Genomic DNA, 25,291 nt, shown 5'->3' with positions numbered 1-25,291 from the left:
CTCCTTACACCTTTTCCACATTAACCAGGAAGGCTTTAAATTCAGGCGTCTGGGTGTTCGCATCCCCGACAAACGGTGTCAGTGTATTGGTGATAAAGCCTTTCACCGCCACACCCTCAAAGCCCCAGTGAATCGGAATACCGATGGTATCCACTTTCTGACCATTCACATCCAGTGTCCGGATGCGTTTGGTCACCACTGCTTTGGCTTTGATATAGCCGCGTTTGGAACTGACTTTTACCGTATCACCCTGGGAAATCCCCTTCTCATTCGCAAGACGCTCACCAATTTCGATAAACTGCTGCGGCTGAATAATGGCATTTAACAGTGCATGTTTGGTCCAGTAGTGGAAATGCTCCGTCAGGCGGTACGTTGTACCGACATACGGGAATTCTGCTGCTTTACCCATCTGCGCCCAGTCGTCCTTAAAGATACGGGCTGCCGGGTTGGAGACCACATCCGGGTGCAGCGGGTTAGTGCCGAGCGGGGTTTCAATCGGCTCGTAGTGCTCAGGGAACGGCCCTTCTGCCATCTTGTCGATAGCAAACAGGCGGCCCATCCCTTCCGGCTGCATGATAAACGGCCCGACATCCGAATCCGGCGCGGCGTTGCTGTAGTCCGGCACATCCATACCGATCCACTTGCTGCCGTTCCACTCCAGAATCTGGCGTTTCGGATCCCACGGTTTACCCGCCGGGTCCGCAGACGCACGGTTATAAATGACACGGCGGTTCAGCGGCCATGCCCACGCCCAGCCAAGGGTGTTACCCAGCCCGGTCGGGTCAGCGTTATCGCGGCGCGCCATCTGGTTACCCTGTGGTGTCCAGCTGCCGGCGAAAATCCAGCATCCGCTTGCCGTGGTACCATCATCACGCAACTGTGCGAAGGAGGTGAGCTGCTCGCCTTTCTTCACAATCACATTGCCGTCAGCATCTTTCAGATCCACCAGCGCCAGACCGTTACTCTCCTGCGCGACTTCTTCCGGGGTCGGATTATCGCGGTCGAAGTAGTTCCAGGTCATGTTCAGCACCTGCTCCGGCACCTTACCGCCCTCCGCTTCATACAGCTTACGGACACGGTGGAAAATACCGGAGAGGATTTCGCCGTCACTGATAGCTTCGCCCGGGGCATCCGCACCTTTCCAGTGCCACTGTAACCAGCGGGCAGAGTTAACGATAGAACCGTTCTCTTCCGCGAAACAGCAGGATGGCAGACGGAATACCGTTGTCTGAATCTGAGACGGATCCACATCGTTCATCTCGCCGTGGTTCTGCCAGAAGTTCGATGTTTCGGTATTCAGCGGGTCAACGGTGATCAGGAACTTCAGTTTTGAAAGCGCCTTCACCACTTTGTTTTTGTTCGGGAATGAGGCTAACGGGTTAAAGCCCTGGCAGATATAGCCATTCACTTCCCCTTTATCCATCATGTCGAAATAACGCAGGACGTCGTAACCTTTGTCCCACTTCGGCAGCCAGTCAAAGCCCCAGTTATTCTCTTTCTGCGCTTTGTCACCGTAGAAGGTTTTCATCAGGCTGACAAAGAACTTAGGATAGTTGCCCCAGTAGTTGACCTGGCCCGGCACCGTTGGTTTTGGTGTATTGGCAGCCAGATAACTGTCCAGTGTTGTCTGTTTGTCAGACGGCAGCGTCAGGTAGCCCGGCAGGCTCTGTGACAGCAGACCCAGGTCAGTTAAGCCCTGAATATTAGAGTGACCGCGCAGTGCGTTCACACCGCCGCCCAGCATCCCCATGTTACCCAGCAGCAGCTGGATCATGGCCATGGTACGGATGTTCTGTGCGCCGACCGTATGCTGTGTCCAGCCCAGTGCATACAGGAATGAGGCGGTTTTATCTTTCGCGCAGGTTTCGCCGATATATTCACAGACTTTCAGGAAGTCGTCTTTCGGCGTTCCGCAGATATTGGTCACCACATCCGGGGTATAGCGGCTGACGTGCTCTTTCAGTAAATTCCAGACACAACGCGGATGCTGCAATGTGGTGTCGCGTTTAGCGAAACCATTTTCATCCAGCTCGTAGTTCCAGGTGGTTTTATCGTACTGACGTTTTTCCGCATCATAGCCGCTGAACAAGCCATTATCGAACGCGTAATCTTCACGCACGATCAGGCTGGCGTTGGTGTACGCCTCAACATATTCACGGTTAATTTTTTCATTTTCCATCAGGTATTTAATGACACCTGACAGGAACGCAATATCGGTACCGGAACGAATAGGCGTGTAGAAATCTGCCACAGCCGCAGTACGGGTAAAGCGCGGGTCAATCACGATCAGTTTGGCATTGTTATGGATTTTGGCTTCCATCGCCCAGCGGAACCCGACAGGGTGAGCTTCCGCAGCGTTTCCGCCCATCACAACAATAAGGTTGGCATTTTTAATATCAACCCAGTGGTTGGTCATGGCACCGCGACCAAATGTCGGAGCAAGACTTGCTACCGTAGGTCCGTGTCAGACACGCGCCTGGTTATCCACGGCAAGCATGCCGAGGGCGCGGGAAAATTTCTGGGTGACAAAGCCGGTTTCGTTACTGGCGGCAGACGCGCATAACATCCCGGTGGTTAACCAGCGGTTGACGGTCACGCCATCGCTGTTTTTTTCAATAAAGTTACTGTCGCGGTCATCTTTGACCAGGCGGGCGATACGATCAAACGCCTCATTCCACGAGATACGTTTCCACTCGTTGGTGCCCGGCTCGCGGACTTCAGGGTATTTAAGGCGGCTTTCGCTGTGGATAAAATCAATCAGACCTGCGCCTTTCGGACACAATGCGCCACGGTTTACCGGATGATCCGGATCCCCTTCAATGTGGAAAACAGATTCTTTGGCGTTTTTTGCCCCGTCACCCAGACTGTACATTAACAGCCCGCAGCCAACGGAACAGTATGTGCAGGTATTACGGGTTTCACGCGCACGCAACAGCTTATACTGACGTGAACCGGCAATGGCGACCGCCGGGGCAAACCCCAGAGCCGCTGCCGTTGTACCCGCCATACCGCCAGCGCAGATCTTAAAGAACTGCCTTCTGCTGACTTGCATGGAGATCTCCTTATTACATTGCTCTTATGCCGCTGCAGGATAAACCACAGCGAACTTTCTTTTTATCCGCACAGTGGTGCGTGCGATCAGGTTCATTGCCTGGTGGAATGGTGTAAACTTTTACCCATACTATTATTATGTATTATTAAGCGCAGGAATTCATCTGATGGATGACATTTATTCCATAGAGTCGTTACATAATTGCCTAATTCGCGGTGCGCATCTCACAAATGTGCAACAAAAAAGTAAACCCGGGCATAATGAAAATGACTGGGTCGCGGAAGAGACCCCGGTAGCTCTGGTGTACAACGGCATCTCCCATGTGGTGATGATGGCCAGCCCGAAAAACCTCGGCGATTTTGCGGTCGGTTTTTCCCTTTCCGAAGGCATTATTGAATCCGCTGATGAAATCCGCGGGATTGATATTACGGATGCCTGCCACGGCGGCTTTGAAGTCCACGTTGAATTATCCGCCCGCCGTTTTGCCGGGCTGAAAGAGCGCCGCCGCAATATGGCCGGGCGCACCGGCTGCGGTATCTGCGGTACCGAGCAGATCAGCGAGATTTTCCGCCCGATCACACCGCTGGACTTCACACAGACCTTTTCACTCAGTCATCTTGATGAAGCACTCAGCCAGCTGCCGCAGGTACAGGAAATCGGAAAACTCACCGGCTGTACCCACGCCGCAGGCTGGATTTCCCCGCAGGGCGAATTGCTGGGGGGCTGTGAGGATGTGGGCCGTCATGTGGCGCTGGATAAACTGCTCGGTATGCGGGCAAAAGCACAGTGGACAGACGGCGCGGTACTGGTCTCCAGCCGCGCCAGCTATGAGATGGTGCAGAAAAGCGCACAGTGCGGCGCGGAAATTTTGTTTGCGGTTTCCGCCCCGACCACACTGGCGATTGAAACCGCCAAACGCTGCCGCCTGACGCTGGTTGGGTTCTGTAAAAAAGGACGGGCCACCATCTATACACACCCGGAACGGCTGATCCCCTGACTATTCAGCCAGCGGATGATATATCCACAGGTTCGGCTCATGGTAAATGACCCGGTCTGTTTCAGGATCGGCCTGAACCGGTACCAGCGCCCCGGGCACAATGTACTGACCGGCGTGCGGAAAGGCCATGCCGGTCCATTCAGACCAGTTATCAACGGATGACGTAATATCCATCGAACGCATCGCCGGTTTGATAATCTGCCCGCCCAGCCGGACATGTGTGCGGATCCACGGGTCAAACGGCTCACCCTGCGGGGTCTGCCACTGACAATATTCCGCAAAATCCTGTAACGGATATTGTGCTTTGAGCGTCGGGCGTACCGGTACCACCACGCCCTTCAGCCCGGCTTGTGCAGTGGCTGCTTTCAGTGCGGTGATAAGCTGAGCAGGGATACCGCGCCCGCGAAAATCCGGGTCAACGGTCACCGACAGAGCGGATACAAATGTCGGTTTCCGGGTATCGGTTACCCCCTGCGTCAGCACCGCATCCCAGCCCTCATCCGGCAGATCAGACAGCGGTGCATCTTCCGGAAAATAAAACGGAATCGCACTCAGAAGCCCGGCGACCTGCTCCTCTCCGGCAATGGTTACAACTGCAACCTGCTGAAAAGGCAAATTTTCCTCAAGATAAAGTGTATCCCAGTACTGGTCAGAAACCGGACTGGCTAACATAAACAACGGCCATTGTTCCGCAACCAGTGCTTCCGCGCTGTTCAGCAACGATTCATGACACTGTGCGACACTGAGGATCCGGACTGATGACATGTACTTCTCCGCTAATCAGGGTGATTGCCGCTATGTTACCGGTTTTCCGGGCAAAAAACTTAATACAACCTTTATTGCTGATGCCTTATTTATACTTACATATCAGCGGCGGTGCGACGAAAAATAAAATCCCTTTCCTGTCCGTTTTCCGTCTTTATCCAGAATTTCATAATACTCTTCCGTCACCACGGACTGCCCTTTATCCCAGCGTCCGGTATCTGACAGATTATCCGCGCGGTAAACATCCCCGACCACCCGGTACTGCCGTCCTTTATAGCGGATATGTTTTGTCGCTCCCGGAGAAAACTGCCGGGTGACCTCAGAATACTCCCCGTTGCCGTCACGCCGCAGGCCGATCAGCCGCAGACCTTTTGTTGCCGGGTCATTATCCGCCGCACCGGGCACCGGCATATCCGGTGTCAGGGTCATCACCTCATAACGCTCAGAAAAATCACTTCTCCCGATTTGCGGCCATGTGGCCGATGCGGATCCGCAGGTCAGCACCGTTAACAACAAAAATATCAGCATTTGTTTCATTATCAGATTATCCGTTCAGCTCAAAACACCGGACAGTATGAAACAGAAATACCAAATCAAATGCGATAACAGCCGTTAATTGAACGCATTATTATTGCGTTTAAAATCACCTTATCAATAAAAGAAAAAAATAACTCATCACTTTTAATAATATTTATTAATTAGTAACGTTATTTACCGCACAGAAAAACTCTGAATGTGCATCACATATTTTCACTCTTATATTTGAAATAAATCTGTCACAAAAAATAAAAAATAGTGATTTTTTAATTCGTTATTTAATTAGCATTCTAATCAAATTATTCTCATTGCAAATAAACGATAACAATTCTCATTTACAGAAAATTCATTCTCCTTTATCGTTTATTTGTCTTCCGGCAATCACACCGGAAAAAGGTATTTCACTCACCCGGTCATTCATTAAATTACAAGGAGTTTAGTTTATGAAGACATTTAATATGAAAACCCCGCTGGCGACACTGGTTACCCTGTGTGCCGCATTCTCCGCTGTACAGGCTCAGGCTGATGCAGGCTATGGTGCATCATCTGATGAAGGTTTAAGTAGCTATATATCTGTTGGTGTAACTGCAGCATCTGAACGTCAGGGACATTCGTCACCGGGCGGAGAACCGGGAATCGGTTATTCCGGTATGCGTGGCGGAATGAAAGTCAGCTTTGCAGGGCTGCAGGGACCAAACCGTGCGGTACCAAATAATAACGGTGTTTCTGTTATCACCTCTGTTCCGCAGTCACACGGCAATATGGGTTCTTTTAACTTTGCCAAAATAGCCGATGCCGATATTTATTACGGTGAATGGGTTTCCGGTACTGATTTCAGCGATGATTCTCATATGGCGTATTACGCAGGAAAAGATATCACCGCGGCTATGCCATCCGAAGGCACTGCACAGTACAGCATTAAAGGACTCAGCGGCTACAGCAGCGGTGAACAGATCAGCGGCACATTCAGCACCGATTTTAATGCTAATACCTTTACCGGCTCTCTCAGCTCAACCGGCCTCAGTTACAGCCTGAGCGGCACTGTCAGTGGTTCAGCCTTTGATGGTACTGCATCTGTCAGCACCACCGGTACCGATACCACAACCGTCAGCGGTACAACCAATGGGCATTTCTTTGGTGACAATGCACAACAGGTTGCCGGTTATGCTGAGTTCAGCAGTGATAAAGCGAAGAATATCGCGTTCGGCGGAACCAAGTCCTGATTCATTATTGATACATTTCATCAGGAACAGATTATCTGTTCCTGATGTTTAGCGGATATAATTATGTCGTCGCAGATAAAGTTAATTTACGGATTTATTCTTTTTTTATTATTACTTGTTTTTTCATTACCAGCATCTGCAATTATACAAAAAAACAATCATTCAGAAGACAATAATACTGCACGTAATTTATATCTCTCACTAAAGAAAAATAATCTCAAAGCGATTTATCATTACTTATCTGTTTATCAGCAGGAACATCAGGCTGACCCGTTACTGATTATCTTCAGCCAGGCAAAACTGGCCTATTTAAACCAGCGCCCCGGGGTTGCTATCGGGTTATATAATACCATTCTGCAACAGAAACCTCATTTCTTTGCCGCACAGCTGGAACTGGCCCGCAGCTACCGGGCCGATCGCCAGATCGGGAATGCCTTGCTTTTGTTCCGGGAACTGAGTCAGCGCCTGCCGGTGACCTCTCCCCACTATCCGGAAATTACCCGCACCATTACCGAACTCACCCGGGCACTCAGTTGGTCATTACTGCTCAGCGCCGGCAGCCATTACACGGATAACTATTATCAGGCTCCACTGCCGAAAGCACACTGCCTGCACTACAGCCCCGATGGTTCCTGTTATGCCAGCCTTATCCCGCAGATCCCCCATGCCGTCTTACAATGGCGCAGTGACTGGGATTTACGCAGGCTGACACCGCTGTCCGGCTCCCATTTTCTGACGCAGCACTACCGGGTATCCACGCGGTATGATGCCGCGAATCAGGTAGCCAATACCGTAACGCTGACCGCTAAAACGGGTTATCACTATCAGGATCGCCATACTTTATGGCAACTGACCCCGCTGCTGGAACAACATTTTTCCGCCGGACGCCGTTTTTCCTCTGCTTACGGCTTACAAACCTATCTGAATCAGCAACTCAGCCCGGAGTGGTCTCTGGGCGGACTGGCTGCACTGCGGCAGCACCGTTATCAGCCTTATCTGCATTCACATAACGGCACTGAATACCAGTTGATGCCGCAGATAACCTGGCGTCCGCATCCGGCAGCCACATTGTATTTACAGGCAGAAACCACCGTTCACAAAAAAAATGATCCCTATAAACATTACCGGACAGCTGCCTTGCATACCGGACTGACCTACCTGTGGCACCCGTCGGTGTCCCAGTCTGTTCATGCCGTTTACACCCGTAAACGTTATCACCATACACATCCGTTACACCGCCAGGCCAGGGAGGATCTCACCCGACAGTACAGTACAACACTCGCACTCTATCCGCCGTCATTCGCGCAGATTTCACCTCAGCTTTCGCTGATCCACACCCGCAACCGCAGTTCTGTACCGTGGCTTTATAGCTACCGGCAGACTGAAATCATGCTGCGTTTTGAACGGCTGTTTTAACCCTTTCTGATTATTTCTTTTTTATCATCCGGGAATCGTTATGTCTTCGCATTCACTATTATCTGGTCATCCATATAAAACCATCACACTGCTTCTGCCCGTGTTATTTATCCCGCTGCCGGGACTGGCAACAGAGGAAAAAAATCAGCACCTGGGCGACATTACACTTCGTAATGAACAGACCGCTGCTGACAGCGCCAAAGATAAAATCTATGACAAAAATGTCTCCACCCTGATCCTCACCAAAGAAGAAATAGAGCGCTATAAAGGGGCCTCTGCCGCCGATATTCTCAAAGGCGCCAACGGGGTATTCAGCGGCGATGCCCGCAACGGTAATGCACTGGATGTCAATATCCGCGGAATACAGGGGCCGGGCCGTGTACCGGTCACCATCGACGGCACCGAACAGGCCGTGACGGTGTACCGGGGTTATAACGGTGCCAATAACCGTAACTACCTCGACCCGATGCTGATCAGTGAAATTGAGATTGAAAAAGGCCCGTCCCTTAACCCGCTCCTGAAAACGTCGGTAGGCGGCGGTGTTGCCATGAAAACACTCACCATCAATGACGTGGTGAAAAACGGTGACCAGTTTGGTGCTACACTGATGCTGGAAAACAGCAGTAACACCACCAAATCCCGGATACCCAATCTGGGGATCGGGGAAGATTACCGCCTTGTGGATAATATGCAGTTCGATTGGCTTATTATTGACGACCCCAGCACCCATTTAACGCCGGAAAACCGGGATAATGCCCCCGCACTGAATAACAGTGATTACGACTGGCGGTAGGTACCCGCCAGGAAAATATGGATCTGTTATTGGCTTATGCCTACCGCGACCGGGGAAATTATTTTGCCGGTAAACGCCACAGCGAAAATTACAATGACAAAATATCCAAAGAAGATATCGGCATTTTGCAAACATCCGACAAAACCTATGATCCGTATATGCCGTTTGTGTCCCGTATTTACCGTAAAGGCAATGAAGTTCCCAATACATCAGCAAAAACGGAATCCTGGCTGATAAAAAATACCTGGTATCTGAATGATGACCACGCGCTGCAACTCAGCTGGCGCGATACCCGCTCGGATTTCGGCGATATTATGCCTTCCCGGCTGGGCTGGATCCGTGCTGAGGATAATATTATTCCGCAGTGGCCGCTGGCTGACCTGCATGCACAGGCTGGTTATCTTCACCTGAAATCCCAACCGGCACATCTTGCCTATATTGATGCAGATATCCGCCTGTGGACCACCCTGACCACCAGCAACACCAACTCCGGCGGCGGCTGGCCGCGCTACCCTAAAAATATGGACTACGGCTATAAACAGGGGGATATCAGCACCATCAACCCGGCAATCGATGGAACACTGATTAACACCGCTGCTCTGAATGTACAGAATCAGCGCTACGGGCTGGATTTCAGCAATAAGTTTGCCTTTACCCCGGAACTGTCGGTAACCCTGGCCGCCAATATGCAGTTTGAGCATCTGGACAGTAATACCAGCCAGGAAAACTATAAACTCTTTATGTTCGCTGTTCCCGCCCGTAAAGGCCGCCGCTTTGAATATCAGCAATCCGTCAGTCTGGACTGGCAGCCGGTCTCCTGGCTGTCACTCAGTGCCGGCGGCAGACAAACCGTATACTGGAGTGTCGATGATCTTTCCAATGAGTGCGCCACCCGTAAAGACCCTTACTGTAAACAAGACTATGAGGTTACCGGTTATTACCTGAATTATTTCCGGAATATGACCGAAACAGAATCACAGATTTATAAAAAGCGGCAACAGGGCCTGTGGCTCGAACTGACTCCGGAAGAAAGAAAAATAGTATCGCAAAAAAAATTTTATTCTGTATATCCCCAATGGCGTCGTGATTATCTTGATAACCGAAAAGACCGGCCAATGGTACATGAACGGGCATTCTGGCCGGTGGATACCAGTGACGGGCGCCTGAAACAGAAAGACCGGCCGGATATCGATACCGCATTGCGGGGTATTGATCCCTATACCGGGCAGGAAACTTATCTCTATGAATATGGCCCTCATCCTATTCAGCATGGTGACAGAGAAGAACAACCCGTCACCCATACCTGGAAAGAAAAACCCCGCCGCCAGGCCAGCGCCTGGACACCTATGCTGTCTGCCTCGATTCATCTGACCGATGATCTGCGTCTGTATGGCCGCTATGCAGAAACCGTACGTATGCCGAGTTTGTTTGAGGATACTGTCGGCTTTTCCGGTTCCTCTGTCCCGCATATCGGCTACCGTTATAAACCGGAACGTGCGGTAACCCGGGAATACGGTGTTGTTTTTAACGGGAAATCACTGCTCCGCGCTGACCGTCACGCAGATATCCGGCTGAATTACTTCCATACGGATATCCTCAATGTCTTTGATCGTGATAATTATTTCCGTTTTACACAGATGGATAAACAGCGCCTGAAAGGGATTGAAATCCAGGCCCGTTATGATCATGGCTGGATCTTCAGTGATCTGGGTGTGACCTATAATCTCACCAATAAAGTCTGTGATGAAACATCCCATGCCTTTATGGATCCGACCGGGCTGAAAGATATCCCGTCATGCATTGACGGCGGTTATCCGGGCGGGTTCCTGCGTACCCAAATCCAGCCGCACTATTCTGTGACCTTTAACCTCGGCGGACGTTTATTGCAGGAGTCATTAGAAATCGGCAGCCGCTGGCTCTACCACAGTGCGGTGGAAAACAGCCAGGAGAAACGTCTGATGGGTATTGTTCCGGGAAAATACAGCGATTTTAATAATTACCCGATGCGCTGGAATTCGGTACTGACCGTGGATGCTTACGCCAAATATAAAATCACCCCGGATGTTGCCCTGGAGGTGACCGCTACCAACCTGACCAATGAATATTACCTCGACCCGCTCACCCGTTCGATGATGCCTGCACCGGGACGGGCCGTAAAATTCAATGTCTCTGCGAGGTTCTGATTTATGTACGGCGCAATAGCATTACCGCATCCGTCTTTCCTGTTTTCCCGGGAAAGAACCGGAACGTGGCAGCAGATGATGTCTGCTGCTGTGATTGGTGTGTGTTTCTCCGTCGCCGGGCTGCTCATCACGGGCAGCCCCCCGGTGACCGCCCCGCAACAGCATCAGATGGATAACCGGGGACAAACCCCGGCGGCGGCTGTCACCATCCGGATGAATGCAGCACCGGCATATCAGGAAACAGAACCGGAAGCGGAACAATTACCACCACCACAGGAATCACCGTCTCAGGCAGAACTGGCAACCGCCCGCCGGACAACACCGGAGAAAACAACCAAACCACCATCAGCAAAACCGGCAGTAAAAAACGTGAACAAAAAAGCGGAAAAATCAGAACCGGTTGCCACAGTAACCACTGCAGATACCGGAGAGGATAACACCACACAGCAGCAGTCCGGCGGACAGGCTGTATCCCCGACAAACTCTGCCACCGCAGGCGCTGATAACCGGAAAGCACAGGAGGATTACTTTAACCTGCTGCGGCAAAAAATTGAGGAGCAAAAACATTACCCCCGCCGGGCCCGCAGCGCCGGGCAACGGGGGATCAGCACTATCTCATTTTCACTCGACGATAACGGCAAACCGTTTGCACCGGTGGTTACCCGCTCTTCCGGTTATGAATTACTGGATAACGCCGCAATGGATGCCGTCATCAGGGTTGCTGCTGTCGGTACGCCGCCGCCGGGCGCAAAGCGGAGGGTGACATTCTCATTACGTTTTCAGCTGAATAAGGGGTTTTAGCGGCGGTGTGTATTAGCAACAGTGATTGTTTCTTGTGCATACCGGATTAATAGGTATACTGGTCTACCTACTTATTAGTCACAAGAGATTTTCCGGATGAAGGACACCGACACAACACAGGCCCGGCTCAGTGCCAGAGACCGTTTACTGGAAGCCGCAGGCATCTTGTTTTACAACGAGGGCATTACGGCAACCGGTATTGATACAATTACCAAAAAGGCCGGTGTCGCCAAAAAAAGTCTGTATAACAATTTCAGCTCCAAAGCTGAGTTAGTGACTACTTACATCCGGCTGCGGCATGAAGAATGGCTGGCGTTATATGATGTCCGTCTGCAACAGGCAACAACCCCGGCACAGCGGATCCTCGCGGTATTTGATGCTTATCACGACCATGCTGAGTTTGCTTATGAACGGGGATTCCGGGGATGCGGCCTGCTGAACGCCGCCGCTGAGTTTCCGGCCGGCAGTGAGGAACGCCGCGAAGTATGTGCTCACAAATCTGAAGTGGCTGATATTATCCGCAAAAATCTTTATCAGCTGCTGCCGGAAGACACTGCGAAAGCAGAGCAGCTGACTGCACACCTGGCATTTTTACTGGAGGGCGCGATTGTACTCGCCGGGCTGGAAGAACACGGGGCACGGGTATTACAGGCTGCCGCCATGGCAAAAACCATGCTGGAGGCGCTGTGATCCAGACCCCCAAAGGCCACTTTACCGGCATTGCCGTCATTATCCTGGCCTCCTTCTTATGGGGAACCACCGGGGTTTCTGCCACCTTCGCACCGGATGTCAGTCCGGTTGCGATCGGTGCTGCCGCCATGGGTTTCGGCGGGTTGCTCCAGGCTGCGATTGCCATCACACCGATCCGCCGCAGCCTCGGCGCTTTCCGGCAGCAATGGCATTTGCTGTTATTGGGTGCCATTGCTGTTGCCGTATATCCGCTCGCCTTTTACGGCTCAATGCGGCTGGCCGGGGTAACTATCGGCACCGTGGTATCTATCGGTACGGCACCGGTTTTATCGGCAATTATTGAAATTATCATGGACGGTGCCCGCATGACACTGCGCTGGCTGAGCGGTGCCATACTCGGCCTGACAGGTATTGCGCTGCTTTCCCTTTCCGGTGGCACGGAACAGATTGCCGCAGCGGACACATCCGCCACTCTGACCGGTGTCATACTGGGATTACTCGCCGCCTTTACTTATGCGCTTTATTCCTGGGCCGCACGCCGCCTGATGCAGCGCAACATTCCGTCACGGGCAGCCATGGGCGGTATTTTCGGGATCGGGGGATTACTGCTGATGCCGGTGCTGGCACTTTACGGCGCGCCATTTCTGGATTCGTGGCAAAACGCAGCGGTCGGCATTTACATGGCTTGTGTGCCGATGTTTCTCGGCTATGTCTGTTTCGGTTACGCACTGGCGCGTATTCCCGCCAGCACCGCCACCACTATCACGCTGCTGGAACCGGTTGTCGCCGCCGCACTCGCCGCCATTATTGTCGGCGAACAACTTACTGCCGCCGGCTGGGCCGGAGTCGCACTGATTTTCACCTGTCTGGTCTGTATTACACTGCCGTCGCGGCGTAAGGCGGCGATATTAAGTGCAGTAAATAATGGTCACAGCCCACAACCGGAATGACACATTGCGCTGAATATTATTTTAATTTCTTAATGATATTCAGTGCGTTATCAATTCTATCGCAAAGCCAATCAACTATCATGTCCAGATTATAATTATTGTCCAGTAAGTGGCTCAGGGATAACGTCTGATTAAAAACAATAACTTCTGTATTATTATCAGGAGGAAGCTTTCCGGGACAATAATCACCCCCCGGTTCACGGGAAAACAGATCGATAGCCTGTTTGCAGTATTCTATATCTTTCGACATATAGCCAAAAACCAGGCAAGGAGATGAACTCTGTTTACTCCCGGGATGGCATTCTCCGTTATCCCATTCATTATATTCAGGGAACTGAATCCCCCAATAGAAATAGCGATAGGGTTCCCGCCGTAACATAACCCAACTCCAGCATATAGCACCCTGCCAGTTTGCACTGCTGCCACCATGTCTGTATTTATCTTCAGCGCCCCAGTTAAACAGAGTTTCCGCTGAATACTTTTGTTTTATTCTGTCAAATACACTCTTTGTTAAACCGTCCAGCCGTCTTCCGGCTCCGCTGTACAGGAGCTCCATAACAGCAAAATCCTGCCTTGTAGGTAAATCCATTGCTAATCCCTGATTTGATAAAAATTGTTTATAGTCTTCAACATGAGGAATATCTGAAACCATTGTAAGTTGCTCAAAAACAGACTGCCAATACCATAATTTTCTGTTTTTTATACCGAAGTCAGAAGATGAAATATCTTTAAAACTTTGCTCCGGCATCGTTTTATCAGTCAGTAAAATTAACGTACCGGCAGAGGCATCCGGCGAATGTGCAGATAACCAGCGATCATAAATTTGAAGCTGGGATAATGAATTTCCGTTAATATCTACGCCTTGTGTAAAACACGCATTAATTTTTACTTCAATCAAATATCTGACAAAATTATCAACCAATCCCACTAAATCCGGATAACGGGATTTCCCTTCTGAATCCGTAATCGTATATTGTGTTTGCCATTTAATTTTTGTATCTGAATCAGCGCAAACACCCATTTTTATTAAAAAATTGTGCTGCTGTTCTTTTGTCATCCGGTTAAGAATGTCACAGAAACCTTCCGTACAAAAATTTTCCAGTTGGCTGCGTTTATCTGTGGATTGGTATTTATATAAACGAGAGAAAAGATCCATCTAAAATAATCCATTAGTCCGGATAAAAACCAGAAGCCATTACTTCCCGATACAAAAACTCGAGAAAATACGTCCCAGCAGGTCGTCAGAGGTGAATTCCCCGGTAATTTCGCTCAGTGCCTGCTGGGCGAGGCGCAGTTCTTCTGCCAATAACTCGCCGGAGCGGGCAACCACTAACTGTTCGTGGCCGGTGATCAGATGCTCTGCAGCGGTGTTCAGTGCCTGTAAATGACGGCGGCGGGCGAGGAATCCGCCTTCGGTGTTGCCTTCAAATCCCATGGTGGTTTTCAGGTGATCGCGCAGCAAATCAATGCCGTGGCCTTCGCGGGCGGAGAGTTTAATCAGCGTATCGCCGTTCCGCTCTGTGATACCGGTGGTTTCCCCGGTGATATCGGTTTTATTGCGGATAATGGTGACCGGAATACCGGCGGGTAAGCGGGACATAAATTCCGGCCAGATTTGTTCCGGGGTCTGTTCATCCACCGTGGTGCCGTCCACCATAAACAGGACGCGGTCTGCCTGCGCAATTTCCTGCCAGGCGCGTTCAATACCGATCCGTTCGACTTCATCCCCGGCTTCGCGCAGCCCGGCGGTATCAATGATATGCAGCGGCATACCGTCGATATGAATATGTTCACGCAGCACATCACGGGTAGTCCCGGCAATATCGGTGACAATCGCGGCTTCGCGTCCGGCCAGCGCATTCAGCAGGCTGGATTTTCCGGCATTCGGACGACCGGCAATCACCACTTTCATCCCTTCACGCAGCAGGCTGCCCTGACGCGCCTGAGAACGAACCCGTTCCAGATCAGCAATCACGGTATCGAGTTTGGCTTCAATCACCCCATCCGAGAGAAAATCAATTTCTTCATCCGGGAAGTCGATTGCCGCTTCCACATAAATCCGCAGGTTAGTGAGTGCTTCCACCATCTGATGCACTTCGCCGGAGAAAGCACCCTGTAATGAGTTCATCGCAGAACGGGCGGCCTGTTCCGAACTGGCATCAATCAGGTCAGCAATGGCTTCCGCCTGCGCCAGATCCAGTTTGTCATTGAGGAATGCGCGCTCGGAAAACTCACCGGGATTGGCGATACGAATATTATCGATAAGCAGAATACGTTTTAACAATAAATCGAGGATAACCGGCCCGCCGTGTCCCTGGAGTTCCAGCACATCCTCACCGGTAAAGGAGTTCGGGCCGGGGAAGAAAATCGCAATCCCCTGATCCAGCACGTTGCCGGTTTCATCACGGAAAGGCAGATAATCGGCATAACGCGCTTTCGGGAGTTTCCCCAGTACAATCTGAGCCACCTGTGCCGCCTGCGGGCCGGACACACGTAAAATACCGACTCCGCCGCGTCCCGGCGGTGTTGCCTGTGCCACAATGGTATCGGTGCTCTGAATTTCAGCGTTATTCATGACCATGTCTCTCTTTCTCACCGTGTGATAAACAATAAAGGCGGTCAATATGACCGCCTTTAAATAATACTATAAGACCGGCAGAGATTCCCTGCCGGTCACGGGCTTATTTTTTGTCGCGGCTGTGAAGACCGCGTTTTTCCAGGCCGCGATAGATAATCTGCTGCTGGAGGATAGTCACCAGGTTACTGACGATATAGTACAGCACCAGACCTGACGGGAACCACAGGAAGAAGACGGTGAAGATCACCGGCATAAAGGTGAAAATCTTCTGCTGTAACGGGTCGGTGACCGCTGTCGGAGACAGTTTCTGGATCACGAACATCGTTGCACCCATCAGAATCGGCAGGATGTAGTACGGATCCTGTGCGGATAAGTCATGGATCCAGCCGATAAACGGTGCGTGACGCAGTTCCACTGAACCCATCAGCATGTAATACAGTGCCAGGAAGATAGGCATCTGGATAATCAGCGGTAAGCAGCCACCCAGCGGGTTCACTTTCTCTTCTTTGTACAGCGCCATCATTTCCTGACTCATGCGCTGTTTGTCATCACCGATGCGCTCACGCATTGCTTTCAGCTTCGGCTGAAGCATACGCATTTTCGCCATAGAGGTGTATTGCGCACGGGTCAGCGGATACATGATACCGCGGACGATAAAGGTGATAACGATGATGGAGAAGCCCCAGTTACCGATGAAGCTGTGGATAAACTTCAGTAACTTGAACAGCGGCTGAGAAATGAACCATAACCAGCCGTAATCAACGGTTAAGTCCAGATGCGGTGCCACGGCTTCCATTTCGTTCTGCAGTTCCGGGCCGACCCACAGTGTTGCGTTATATTTCGCTTCGCTGTTTGCCCCGATACGGATTGCATCACTCTTATAGCCGATAAATGCATCGCCGGTTTTGGCACTGTACAGCGTATAGAAATTATTGGTGGTGCCTTTCTCAGGAACCCACGCTGTCGCAAAATACTGCTGTAACATCGCCACCCAGCCAACATTGGTGTTGATGTTCAGTGGTTTATCTTCGATATCACTGAAGCTGTATTTTTTGTAGTTAGTGTCTTCAGACGAGTACGCCGCACCACGGTAGGTATGCAGCGCAAAGTTGCTGCTGCCGTTGTTAAGACGTTCCGGTAAATTCACAGATTGTTTTAACTGACCGAAAAACGCCATTTCCAGCGGAGATGAAGTGTCGTTTTTGATGGTGTAATCAACACTGATGGCATAGTCTTTGCGCTTCAGGATATAGGTTTTCACATAAGTGACACCATCCTGAACGAAAGTCAGAGGAACACGCAGTTCATCCTGGCCTTCCGGCAGCACAAAAGTATCGCGTTCAGTGGTATACAGCGGGCGATCTTTGTAATTATTCGGGTTATCCGGGCCATTCACACCGGTTAAACCACTGATTGCCTGGTAGGCAAATTCAGGTGTTGTTTCCAGTAAACGGAACGGATCTGCGGATTTTAAGGTTGCCGGGTAAGCCAAAAGGTCAGCTTCATCAATATCACCGCCGCGCAGATTGATGTTCAGTGACAGCACATCTGTTTTGACCGTAATATATTTGTTCTGCCCGCTGCTTTCACCACTTGGCGTTGTCGTCTGCTGCGTTGCCTGAACAGCCGCGTTAAGTGCTTGTGTCTTATCACTTTCCCACGTCTGCCATGCAAAGAAGGATACGAGTAGCAAAGCGATGAATAGAAGATTACGTTGCGAATCCATCGTTAATGTTCTCTGTTATCATCATTTTTAGGTGGGACAGGATCATCACCACCTTCGTGTAAAGGGTGGCATTTTAATACGCGTTTCACCGTTAACCAACCGCCTTTTATCATACCAAACCTGCGCAATGCCTCAATTCCGTATTGCGAGCATGTTGGTGTGAAGCGGCAACGTGGTCCCAGCAGCGGACTTATCACCAGCTGGTAACCTCTGATTAACAGGATCAGGAAGCGTGCGCCAAGCGACTGTGACGACGCCATAACTTACCCAATGCTTCCGTAATCTCGCGATTACTCAACTCCGATACCCCTTTTCTTACCAGAAGCACGAAATCCATATCGGGCAACTCATGTTGGTGCAGACGAAAGTATTCACGCGCTAACCGTTTGATGCGGTTGCGCTCATGAGCCCGTTTAACGTTTTTTTTAGCGACGGTAAGACCAATGCGGGGATGTTCCAGCTCATTACGGCGTCCCAGAAGTGTTATTTCAGGAGTACTTGCCCGTTGTGGTTGCCGGAAGACAAAGTTGAAATGCTCGGGAGTTAACAAACGTAACTCCCTCGGAAAAGCGAGCTTAACCACGTATGGTTAGCTTTATTACTTAGAAACGGTCAGACGAGCGCGGCCTTTAGCACGACGGCGAGCCAGAACCTGACGACCATTTTTAGTGGCCATACGAGCGCGGAAACCATGGGAACGGTTACGCTTCAGTACGGACGGTTGAAAAGTGCGTTTCATAGCGGTTTCTACCTAAACTTTAAATTATTACTGATTCAGTAAACGCATCGGCAAACAGTAAATTCAGCGGCGGACTCTCATCTTTCTGCTGAAAGGGCCATCACGGAAAGTGGCTGACCTCTGTGCCTTATCGCAACATCAATATGGAAAGATGCGAGATTGTAATAAAATCCGGGCCTGTCCGTCAATCAAAGATGGCGCGATAACACAGATTTCTGCACATAATTGCATTTACCCATAACCTGCCTGCACACATCACCGTATCAAGACACAGATAACGCGCACAGGGTGCAAGATTATACGGACTCCCCGGCAAAGCGCAAGGATCGATCCGCGATCCGTGAATATTCGATCGCGCACCGGATCCTGAGTGCCGTTTTTCTGCCTGAGGATAATTCACCAAAACTTATCCCCAAACGGGATCTTCCAGCTGTATTCTCCCGCCGGGATTCGTTATACTCCGGCCTGAATCCCGCTCCGGACGGGCTGACAGCCCCTGTGGATAAAAACCCGGAAAACTGTGTAAAAGGATGAAGATCTTGTCCCGCTTTTGCGATATGATCCGTCGTCACGATCATTTTCACCCGTGCGGTGATCGCCGGTGCAGGGAATGATCGTCCATAACACAGCCTCACTTTTGTACACGGAAGTGTCCGTTGAAACATGCAGAGGACAATACGTCTGTATGTGCTGTGTCTGCGTGAAAAATCTTATTCTGTTTCTTTGACTGGTCTTGTTTAGGGGAGTTCACCGTGTCTCTTTCGCTTTGGCAGCAATGTCTTGCCCGTTTGCAGGATGAATTACCTGCCACAGAATTCAGTATGTGGATACGCCCCCTTCAGGCTGAGCTGAGTGATGACACTCTGGCGCTCTATGCCCCAAACCGGTTTGTGCTCGACTGGGTACGGGAGAAGTACATTAATAACATTAATGCGCTCCTGTCCGATTTTTGCGGCAATGACATTCCGCAGCTGCGCTTTGAGGTCGGTAATAAACCGGCCGGTACGGTCAGCACACCGGAAAGAAGTATTCCCCCGTCACGGACGATGAAACAGCCGCCTTCGCGGGAAAAAGCCCCCGCACTGCGCCCGAGCTGGCATGATAACAGTGCGGAGCCGGATGTGGCTTACCGTTCCAACGTCAACCCGAAGCACACCTTTGACAGCTTTGTGGAAGGTAAATCGAACCAGCTGGCGCGCGCAGCCGCCCGTCAGGTGGCAGATAACCCGGGTGGCGCATACAACCCGCTGTTCTTATACGGCGGAACCGGTCTGGGTAAAACCCACTTATTACATGCCGTCGGCAACAGCATTATGGAAAGCAAAGCCAACGCCAAAGTGGTCTATATGCACTCAGAACGTTTTGTGCAGGATATGGTCAAAGCCTTACAGAACAACGCAATTGAAGAGTTCAAACGTTACTACCGTTCTGTCGATGCCTTACTGATAGATGATATTCAGTTCTTTGCCAACAAAGAGCGTTCTCAGGAAGAATTTTTTCATACCTTCAATGCGTTACTCGAAGGTAATCAGCAGATAATCCTGACCTCCGACCGCTACCCGAAAGAAATTAACGGGGTGGAAGATCGCCTGAAGTCGCGGTTCGGCTGGGGATTAACCGTTGCCATTGAACCGCCGGAACTGGAAACGCGGGTCGCCATCCTGATGAAAAAAGCCGATGAAAACAACATCCGCCTGCCGGATGAAGTGGCTTTCTTTATTGCGAAACGTCTGCGCTCCAATGTCCGTGAACTGGAAGGCGCACTGAACCGGGTGATTGCCAACGCCAACTTTACCGGGCGGGCGATTACCATCGATTTTGTGCGTGAAGCGCTGCGCGATCTGTTGGCGCTGCAGGAGAAACTGGTCACCATCGATAATATTCAGAAAACGGTTGCTGAGTATTATAAAATTAAAGTGGCTGATCTGCTCTCCAAACGCCGTTCACGCTCTGTCGCCCGGCCGCGCCAGATGGCGATGGCACTGGCAAAAGAGCTGACAAACCACAGTTTGCCAGAAATCGGGGATGCTTTTGGCGGCCGTGACCACACGACCGTTCTGCACGCCTGCCGTAAGATCGAGCAGCTGCGTGAGGAAAGCCACGACATCAAAGAAGATTTTTCTAACTTAATCCGGACATTATCATCATAGCGCTATGAAATTTATCATTGAACGTGAGCAATTGTTAAAACCCTTACAACAGGTCAGCAGTCCGTTGGGCGGTCGCCCGACCCTACCGATTCTGGGTAACTTACTGCTGAAAGTCTCTGATGGCGTACTGCATCTCACAGGGACAGACCTTGAGATGGAAATGATGGCCGCCGTTCCGCTGGATCAGCCGCATGAAAACGGCGAAACCACGGTACCGGCACGCAAGTTCCTGGATATCTGGCGGGGTCTGCCGGACGGCGCGCAAATCAGTGTCGAGCTTGACGGGGACCGCCTTCTGGTCCGTTCCGGGCGCAGCCGCTTCTCGCTGTCCACGTTACCGGCCTCGGATTTCCCGAATCTGGATGACTGGCAGAGTGATGTCACTTTCTCCCTGCCGCAGGCAACATTAAAACGCCTGATTGAATCCACCCAGTTTTCCATGGCGCATCAGGATGTCCGCTATTACTTAAACGGCATGCTGTTTGAAACCAGCGGCTCCGTGCTGCGCACTGTCGCCACCGACGGGCACCGCCTGGCGGTTTGCTCACTGGATATCGGACAGGAACTGCCGGACCATTCGGTGATTGTGCCGCGTAAAGGGGTTATCGAACTGATGCGCCTGCTTGACGGCGGCGATGCCCTGCTGAAACTGGAAATCGGCAGTAACAATATCCGCGCCCACGTCGGCGGGTTTATTTTCACCTCCAAACTGGTGGATGGCCGCTTCCCGGACTACCGCCGTGTCCTGCCGAAAAACCCGGACAAAACGCTGACGGCAAATTGTGATATGCTGAAGCAGGCTTTTTCCCGTGCGGCGATTTTATCGAACGAGAAATTCCGCGGCGTGCGGATTTATCTGAGCAACAATCAACTCAGAATTACCGCCAATAACCCGGAGCAGGAAGAAGCCGAAGAAATCGTGGACGTCACCTATGACGGAACCGACATGGAAATCGGGTTCAACGTCAGCTATGTCCTTGATGTTCTTAACACACTGAAATGCGAAGATGTCTCGGTGAAACTGACCGATGCCACCTCCAGCGTACAGATTGAAGATGACGCCAGTGATGCAGCCGCTTACGTTGTGATGCCGATGCGCCTGTAACACGATGATCCTCTCGCGTTTACTTATCCGTGATTTTCGCAATATCGAAAATGCGGATTTACCGCTGGCCACCGGGTTTAACTTTCTGGTCGGCCCGAACGGCAGCGGTAAAACCAGTGTTCTGGAAGCCATTTACACACTCGGTCACGGCCGGGCATTCCGCTCAGTACAGGCGGGGCGTGTTATCCGCCATGATAACGACGAATTTATCCTGCACGGCAAACTCGGGCAGGAACAGACAGATCGGGCCACCAGCGTCGGCCTGAGTAAAAACCGCCAGGGTGACAGCAAGGTCCGCATTGACGGTACCGACGGCCATAAAATTGCCGAGCTGGCAAAATTACTGCCGATGCAGCTTATCACCCCGGAAGGTTTTACCCTGCTCAACGGCGGGCCGAAATTCCGCCGCGCTTATATTGACTGGGGCTGTTTCCACAATGAGCCGCAATTTTTTGCGCTGTGGAGTGATTTAAAACGTCTGGTGAGACAGCGCAATGCCGCCCTCCGCCAGGTATCGAATTACGGTCAGATCCGCCACTGGGACCAGCAGCTGATTCCGGTTGCTGAACAGGTCAGTCAGTGGCGGGAGCATTATGTGACAGCGATTGCTCAGGATATTGAGCAGACCTGTCAGCAGTTTTTACCTGAATTTTCGCTGAGTGTCTCTTTCCAGCGCGGATGGGATAAAGAGACCGATTATTCAGAGCTTCTGCAGCGCCAGTTTGAACGGGATCGCGCACTGACCTACACCGCCTCCGGCCCGCATAAAGCGGATTTACGGATCAGGGCGGACGGGGTGCCGGTGGAAGATTTACTTTCCCGTGGTCAGTTAAAACTGCTGATGTGCGCGCTGCGGTTAGCACAGGGTGAATATTTCACCCGTCAGAGCGGGCAGCAATGCCTGTATCTGCTTGATGATTTTGCCTCCGAACTGGATGCCGGGCGCCGTCTTTTACTGGCTCACCGGCTGAAAGCCACACAGGCACAGGTTTTTGTCAGTGCCATCACCCCTGAACAGGTCAGTGATATGGCGGATGAAAACAGTCGCCTCTTTGTCGTGGAAAAAGGTAAAATACAGGTTCAATAATCAGGATTAGATGAGCGGGAAACGTTGATGTCGAATACCTATGACTCCTCAAGTATCAAAGTATTAAAAGGGCTGGACGCGGTGCGTAAACGCCCGGGAATGTACATTGGTGATACCGATGACGGAACCGGTTTACACCACATGGTCTTCGAGGTTGTTGACAACGCTATCGACGAAGCCCTCGCCGGTTACTGTAAAGACATCGTTGTGACCATTCACAATGATAATTCAGTCTCCGTACAGGATGACGGCCGCGGGATCCCGACCGGGATCCATGAAGAAGAAGGCGTCTCCGCCGCAGAAGTTATCATGACTGTTCTGCACGCCGGCGGGAAGTTCGATGATAACTCCTATAAAGTCTCAGGCGGCCTGCACGGCGTCGGGGTCTCTGTTGTTAACGCCCTGTCTGAAAAACTGGAACTGGTTATCCGCCGTGACGGCAAAGTTCACGAGCAGATCTACCGCCACGGTGAACCGCAGGATCGTCTGACTGTTGTCGGCGAAACCGATAAAACCGGGACACGCGTGCGTTTCTGGCCGAGCATGGACACCTTCAAAGGCGAGACTGAATTCCAGTACGACATTCTGGCAAAACGCCTGCGCGAACTCTCCTTCCTGAACTCCGGCGTATCGATCCGTCTGATCGATAAACGTGACGGCAAAGAAGATCACTTCCACTACGAAGGCGGTATCAAAGCATTCGTGGAATATTTAAGCCGCGCCAAAACCTCGATTCATAACAACGTTTTCTATTTCTCCACCGAGAAAGACGATATCGGCGTGGAAGTCTCCATGCAGTGGAATGACTCTTTCCAGGAAAACGTGTACTGCTTCACCAACAATATTCCGCAGCGCGACGGCGGTACTCACCTCGCCGGTTTCCGCGCCGCCATGACCCGTACACTCAACAGCTATATTGAGAAAGAAGGGCTGAATAAAAAATCCAAAGTCAGCACCACCGGGGATGATGCCCGTGAAGGGCTGGTGGCGGTTATTTCCGTCAAAGTGCCGGATCCGAAATTCTCCTCTCAGACCAAAGACAAGCTGGTCTCTTCCGAAGTGAAAACCGCGGTTGAAACCCTGATGAACGAAAAGCTGTCTGAATATCTGGATGAGAACCCTAGCGACACCAAAATCATTGTCGGTAAAATTATTGATGCCGCACGTGCCCGTGAAGCCGCACGCCGTGCCCGTGAAATGACCCGCCGTAAAGGCGCGCTGGATTTAGCCGGTCTGCCGGGTAAACTGGCGGACTGCCAGGAACGCGACCCGGCATTCTCCGAACTGTACTTAGTGGAAGGGGACTCTGCGGGCGGCTCTGCAAAACAGGGGCGTAACCGTAAGAACCAGGCAATCTTACCGCTGAAAGGTAAAATCCTGAACGTTGAGAAGGCGCGTTTTGATAAAATGCTGGCTTCTCAGGAAGTTGCCACCCTGATCACCGCACTCGGCTGCGGTATCGGCCGCGACGAATACAACCCGGACAAACTGCGCTATCACAGCATCATCATCATGACCGATGCCGACGTCGATGGTTCACACATCCGTACCCTGTTACTGACCTTCTTCTACCGTCAGATGCCGGAAATCATTGAGCGCGGTTATGTGTATATCGCACAGCCACCGCTGTATAAAGTGAAAAAAGGCAAGCAGGAACAGTATATTAAAGATGACGAAGCGATGGAGCAGTATCAGGTCTCTATCGCGCTGGATGGCGCGGCACTGTATGTAAACGAAACTGCCGCACCGATTCAGGGCGAACATCTGGAAAAACTGCTGCATGAATACAACGGCGCACACAAAATTATCCGCCGCTTAGAGCGTCTCTATCCGCTGGCACTGTTAAACAGCCTGGTTTACCAGCCGAAACTGGAAGAATCCGCGCTGCTGAACAAAACCGAGGTGGAAGCCTGGGCACAGAGCCTGGCTGAGCGCCTGACCCGTCATGAAGAGCACGGCAGCACCTACAGCTACCGCATTGCGGAAAACAAAGAGCGTCAGCTGTTTGAGCCGGTACTGACTATCCGTACCCACGGTGTAGATACTGACTACAATCTGGATTTCGATTTTGTTCACGGCAGCGAATATGCCCGCATCTCTAAACTGGGTGAGCTTATCCGTGGTCTGATTGAAGAAGGTGCTTATGTTGTCCGCGGTGAGCGCCGTCAGAACGTCAGCAACTTCGAACAGGCTCTTGACTGGCTGATGAAAGAATCACGCCGTGGTCTGGCTGTACAACGCTATAAAGGGCTGGGTGAAATGAACCCGGAACAGCTGTGGGAAACCACCATGAACCCGGAAACCCGCCGTATGTTGCAGGTTACGGTGAAAGATGCGATTGCAACGGATCAGTTATTCACCACTCTGATGGGTGATGATGTTGAACCGCGCCGTGCCTTTATCGAAGAGAACGCCCTGAAAGCGGCAAATATCGACGTATAATTTTTTCCTCTCTCTGAGACCCCATAAAGCCCGGTTTTCCGGGCTTTATTTTTTTAA

The 25,291-nt window shown here is 51.2% G+C and carries 21 protein-coding genes; 12 read left to right on the top strand and 9 right to left on the bottom strand.

The annotated features are described in order from the left end of the window. Positions 1–4 precede the first annotated feature (4 nt). On the bottom strand, positions 5–3,052 hold the full coding sequence (gene fdnG, locus N7387_RS12325) for a formate dehydrogenase-N subunit alpha (protein ID WP_262859845.1): 3,048 nt from the start codon (positions 3,050–3,052) through the stop codon (positions 5–7). Between the two features lie 166 nt (positions 3,053–3,218). Between fdnG and fdhD the strand changes: the two genes are divergently transcribed. Next, the gene (gene fdhD / locus N7387_RS12320) at positions 3,219–4,049 is read left to right on the top strand and encodes a formate dehydrogenase accessory sulfurtransferase FdhD (protein ID WP_262859846.1); all 831 of its coding nucleotides are present in this window, start codon (positions 3,219–3,221) and stop codon (positions 4,047–4,049) included. Here fdhD and N7387_RS12315 read toward each other — a convergent pair whose 3' ends face one another. Together N7387_RS12315 and umoA are read right to left on the bottom strand one after the other, a co-directional pair. Beyond that, positions 4,050–4,814, bottom strand: a complete 765-nt coding sequence (locus N7387_RS12315) for a transferase (protein WP_279799268.1) — start codon at positions 4,812–4,814, stop codon at positions 4,050–4,052. A gap of 102 nt (positions 4,815–4,916) precedes the next feature. Beyond that, a complete protein-coding gene (gene umoA, locus N7387_RS12310) occupies positions 4,917–5,351 on the bottom strand; it encodes a UmoA family flagellar biogenesis regulator (RefSeq protein WP_262859848.1) in 435 nt (144 codons plus the stop codon). 443 nt (positions 5,352–5,794) lie between these two features. Here umoA and N7387_RS12305 point away from each other — a divergent pair, with 443 nt between their 5' ends. The 7 genes from N7387_RS12305 (at position 5,795) to N7387_RS12275 (ending at position 13,407) form a co-directional block, all read left to right on the top strand. Beyond that, on the top strand, positions 5,795–6,574 hold the full coding sequence (locus N7387_RS12305; RefSeq protein ID WP_262859849.1) for a Slam-dependent surface lipoprotein: 780 nt from the start codon (positions 5,795–5,797) through the stop codon (positions 6,572–6,574). Between the two features lie 63 nt (positions 6,575–6,637). Beyond that, a complete protein-coding gene (locus N7387_RS12300) occupies positions 6,638–7,990 on the top strand; it encodes a surface lipoprotein assembly modifier (RefSeq protein WP_262859850.1) in 1,353 nt (450 codons plus the stop codon). Positions 7,991–8,030: 40 nt separating this feature from the next. Then, positions 8,031–8,783 (top strand): TonB-dependent receptor plug domain-containing protein, encoded by a 753-nt coding sequence (locus tag N7387_RS12295; RefSeq protein WP_279799262.1) that lies wholly within the window; start codon positions 8,031–8,033, stop codon positions 8,781–8,783. A 17-nt stretch (positions 8,784–8,800) separates the two neighbouring features. Beyond that, positions 8,801–10,966 (top strand): TonB-dependent receptor, encoded by a 2,166-nt coding sequence (locus N7387_RS12290; protein ID WP_279799261.1) that lies wholly within the window; start codon positions 8,801–8,803, stop codon positions 10,964–10,966. Positions 10,967–10,969: 3 nt separating this feature from the next. Next, a complete protein-coding gene (locus N7387_RS12285; protein ID WP_262859852.1) occupies positions 10,970–11,767 on the top strand; it encodes an energy transducer TonB in 798 nt (265 codons plus the stop codon). A gap of 96 nt (positions 11,768–11,863) precedes the next feature. Beyond that, positions 11,864–12,457, top strand: coding sequence for a TetR/AcrR family transcriptional regulator (locus N7387_RS12280; protein WP_279799257.1), 594 nt, complete (start codon positions 11,864–11,866; stop codon positions 12,455–12,457). Then, on the top strand, positions 12,454–13,407 hold the full coding sequence (locus N7387_RS12275) for an EamA family transporter (protein ID WP_262868123.1): 954 nt from the start codon (positions 12,454–12,456) through the stop codon (positions 13,405–13,407). Before N7387_RS12280 ends, N7387_RS12275 begins: the two co-directional genes overlap by 4 nt. Positions 13,408–13,423: 16 nt before the next feature. Here N7387_RS12275 and N7387_RS12270 read toward each other — a convergent pair whose 3' ends face one another. The 6 genes from N7387_RS12270 to rpmH all read right to left on the bottom strand — a co-directional run bounded on the left by N7387_RS12270 (position 13,424) and on the right by rpmH (position 18,450). Beyond that, on the bottom strand, positions 13,424–14,563 hold the full coding sequence (locus tag N7387_RS12270) for a hypothetical protein (protein ID WP_262859854.1): 1,140 nt from the start codon (positions 14,561–14,563) through the stop codon (positions 13,424–13,426). A gap of 39 nt (positions 14,564–14,602) precedes the next feature. Further along, positions 14,603–15,967 carry a tRNA uridine-5-carboxymethylaminomethyl(34) synthesis GTPase MnmE gene (mnmE, locus tag N7387_RS12265; RefSeq protein ID WP_279799293.1) on the bottom strand — a complete coding sequence of 455 codons (1,365 nt, stop codon included), beginning with the start codon at positions 15,965–15,967 and terminating at the stop codon, positions 14,603–14,605. A gap of 121 nt (positions 15,968–16,088) precedes the next feature. Then, positions 16,089–17,711 carry a membrane protein insertase YidC gene (yidC, locus tag N7387_RS12260; RefSeq protein ID WP_262882272.1) on the bottom strand — a complete coding sequence of 541 codons (1,623 nt, stop codon included), beginning with the start codon at positions 17,709–17,711 and terminating at the stop codon, positions 16,089–16,091. Positions 17,712–17,713: 2 nt separating this feature from the next. Beyond that, entirely contained in the window at positions 17,714–17,971 is a 258-nt protein-coding gene (gene yidD, locus N7387_RS12255) for a membrane protein insertion efficiency factor YidD (protein WP_015422368.1), read from the bottom strand. Next, positions 17,935–18,294 (bottom strand): ribonuclease P protein component, encoded by a 360-nt coding sequence (rnpA, locus tag N7387_RS12250; protein ID WP_071592722.1) that lies wholly within the window; start codon positions 18,292–18,294, stop codon positions 17,935–17,937. Before rnpA ends, yidD begins: the two co-directional genes overlap by 37 nt. Before the next feature lie 15 nt (positions 18,295–18,309). Next, positions 18,310–18,450, bottom strand: a complete 141-nt coding sequence (rpmH, locus tag N7387_RS12245) for a 50S ribosomal protein L34 (RefSeq protein WP_000831330.1) — start codon at positions 18,448–18,450, stop codon at positions 18,310–18,312. A 752-nt stretch (positions 18,451–19,202) separates the two neighbouring features. On the opposite strand from rpmH, the gene dnaA reads away from it, so the two are divergent. From dnaA to gyrB, 4 genes are read left to right on the top strand one after another with little or no spacing between them, the layout of a single operon-like run. Further along, entirely contained in the window at positions 19,203–20,600 is a 1,398-nt protein-coding gene (dnaA, locus tag N7387_RS12240; protein WP_279799253.1) for a chromosomal replication initiator protein DnaA, read from the top strand. Between the two features lie 4 nt (positions 20,601–20,604). Further along, on the top strand, positions 20,605–21,705 hold the full coding sequence (dnaN, locus tag N7387_RS12235; RefSeq protein ID WP_004236713.1) for a DNA polymerase III subunit beta: 1,101 nt from the start codon (positions 20,605–20,607) through the stop codon (positions 21,703–21,705). 4 nt (positions 21,706–21,709) lie between these two features. After that, on the top strand, positions 21,710–22,792 hold the full coding sequence (gene recF / locus N7387_RS12230; RefSeq protein WP_262882271.1) for a DNA replication/repair protein RecF: 1,083 nt from the start codon (positions 21,710–21,712) through the stop codon (positions 22,790–22,792). 27 nt (positions 22,793–22,819) lie between these two features. Beyond that, on the top strand, positions 22,820–25,234 hold the full coding sequence (gene gyrB / locus N7387_RS12225; RefSeq protein ID WP_279799249.1) for a DNA topoisomerase (ATP-hydrolyzing) subunit B: 2,415 nt from the start codon (positions 22,820–22,822) through the stop codon (positions 25,232–25,234). Positions 25,235–25,291 lie beyond the last annotated feature (57 nt).

This window comes from Morganella sp. GD04133 (genome assembly GCF_029835375.1).
Lineage (GTDB): Bacteria > Pseudomonadota > Gammaproteobacteria > Enterobacterales > Enterobacteriaceae > Morganella > Morganella morganii_B.
The sequence above is the reverse complement of the archived record's forward strand: the minus strand, read 5'-3'. Positions and strand labels throughout refer to the sequence as shown.

Excerpts from the sequence above, each read along its gene's own strand:
- yidD (WP_015422368.1), bottom strand. The coding sequence starts at position 17,971 with ATGGCGTCGTCACAGTCGCTTGGCGCACGCTTCCTGATCCTGTTAATC.
- N7387_RS12300 (WP_262859850.1), top strand. The coding sequence starts at position 6,638 with ATGTCGTCGCAGATAAAGTTAATTTACGGATTTATTCTTTTTTTATTA.
- N7387_RS12285 (WP_262859852.1), top strand. The coding sequence starts at position 10,970 with ATGTACGGCGCAATAGCATTACCGCATCCGTCTTTCCTGTTTTCCCGG.
- N7387_RS12305 (WP_262859849.1), top strand. The coding sequence starts at position 5,795 with ATGAAGACATTTAATATGAAAACCCCGCTGGCGACACTGGTTACCCTG.
- N7387_RS12280 (WP_279799257.1), top strand. The coding sequence starts at position 11,864 with ATGAAGGACACCGACACAACACAGGCCCGGCTCAGTGCCAGAGACCGT.
- umoA (WP_262859848.1), bottom strand. The coding sequence starts at position 5,351 with ATGAAACAAATGCTGATATTTTTGTTGTTAACGGTGCTGACCTGCGGA.
- yidC (WP_262882272.1), bottom strand. The coding sequence starts at position 17,711 with ATGGATTCGCAACGTAATCTTCTATTCATCGCTTTGCTACTCGTATCC.
- recF (WP_262882271.1), top strand. The coding sequence starts at position 21,710 with ATGATCCTCTCGCGTTTACTTATCCGTGATTTTCGCAATATCGAAAAT.
- gyrB (WP_279799249.1), top strand. The coding sequence starts at position 22,820 with ATGTCGAATACCTATGACTCCTCAAGTATCAAAGTATTAAAAGGGCTG.
- N7387_RS12315 (WP_279799268.1), bottom strand. The coding sequence starts at position 4,814 with ATGTCATCAGTCCGGATCCTCAGTGTCGCACAGTGTCATGAATCGTTG.
- dnaN (WP_004236713.1), top strand. The coding sequence starts at position 20,605 with ATGAAATTTATCATTGAACGTGAGCAATTGTTAAAACCCTTACAACAG.
- N7387_RS12290 (WP_279799261.1), top strand. The coding sequence starts at position 8,801 with ATGGATCTGTTATTGGCTTATGCCTACCGCGACCGGGGAAATTATTTT.
- rpmH (WP_000831330.1), bottom strand. The coding sequence starts at position 18,450 with ATGAAACGCACTTTTCAACCGTCCGTACTGAAGCGTAACCGTTCCCAT.
- fdhD (WP_262859846.1), top strand. The coding sequence starts at position 3,219 with ATGGATGACATTTATTCCATAGAGTCGTTACATAATTGCCTAATTCGC.
- N7387_RS12295 (WP_279799262.1), top strand. The coding sequence starts at position 8,031 with ATGTCTTCGCATTCACTATTATCTGGTCATCCATATAAAACCATCACA.
- N7387_RS12270 (WP_262859854.1), bottom strand. The coding sequence starts at position 14,563 with ATGGATCTTTTCTCTCGTTTATATAAATACCAATCCACAGATAAACGC.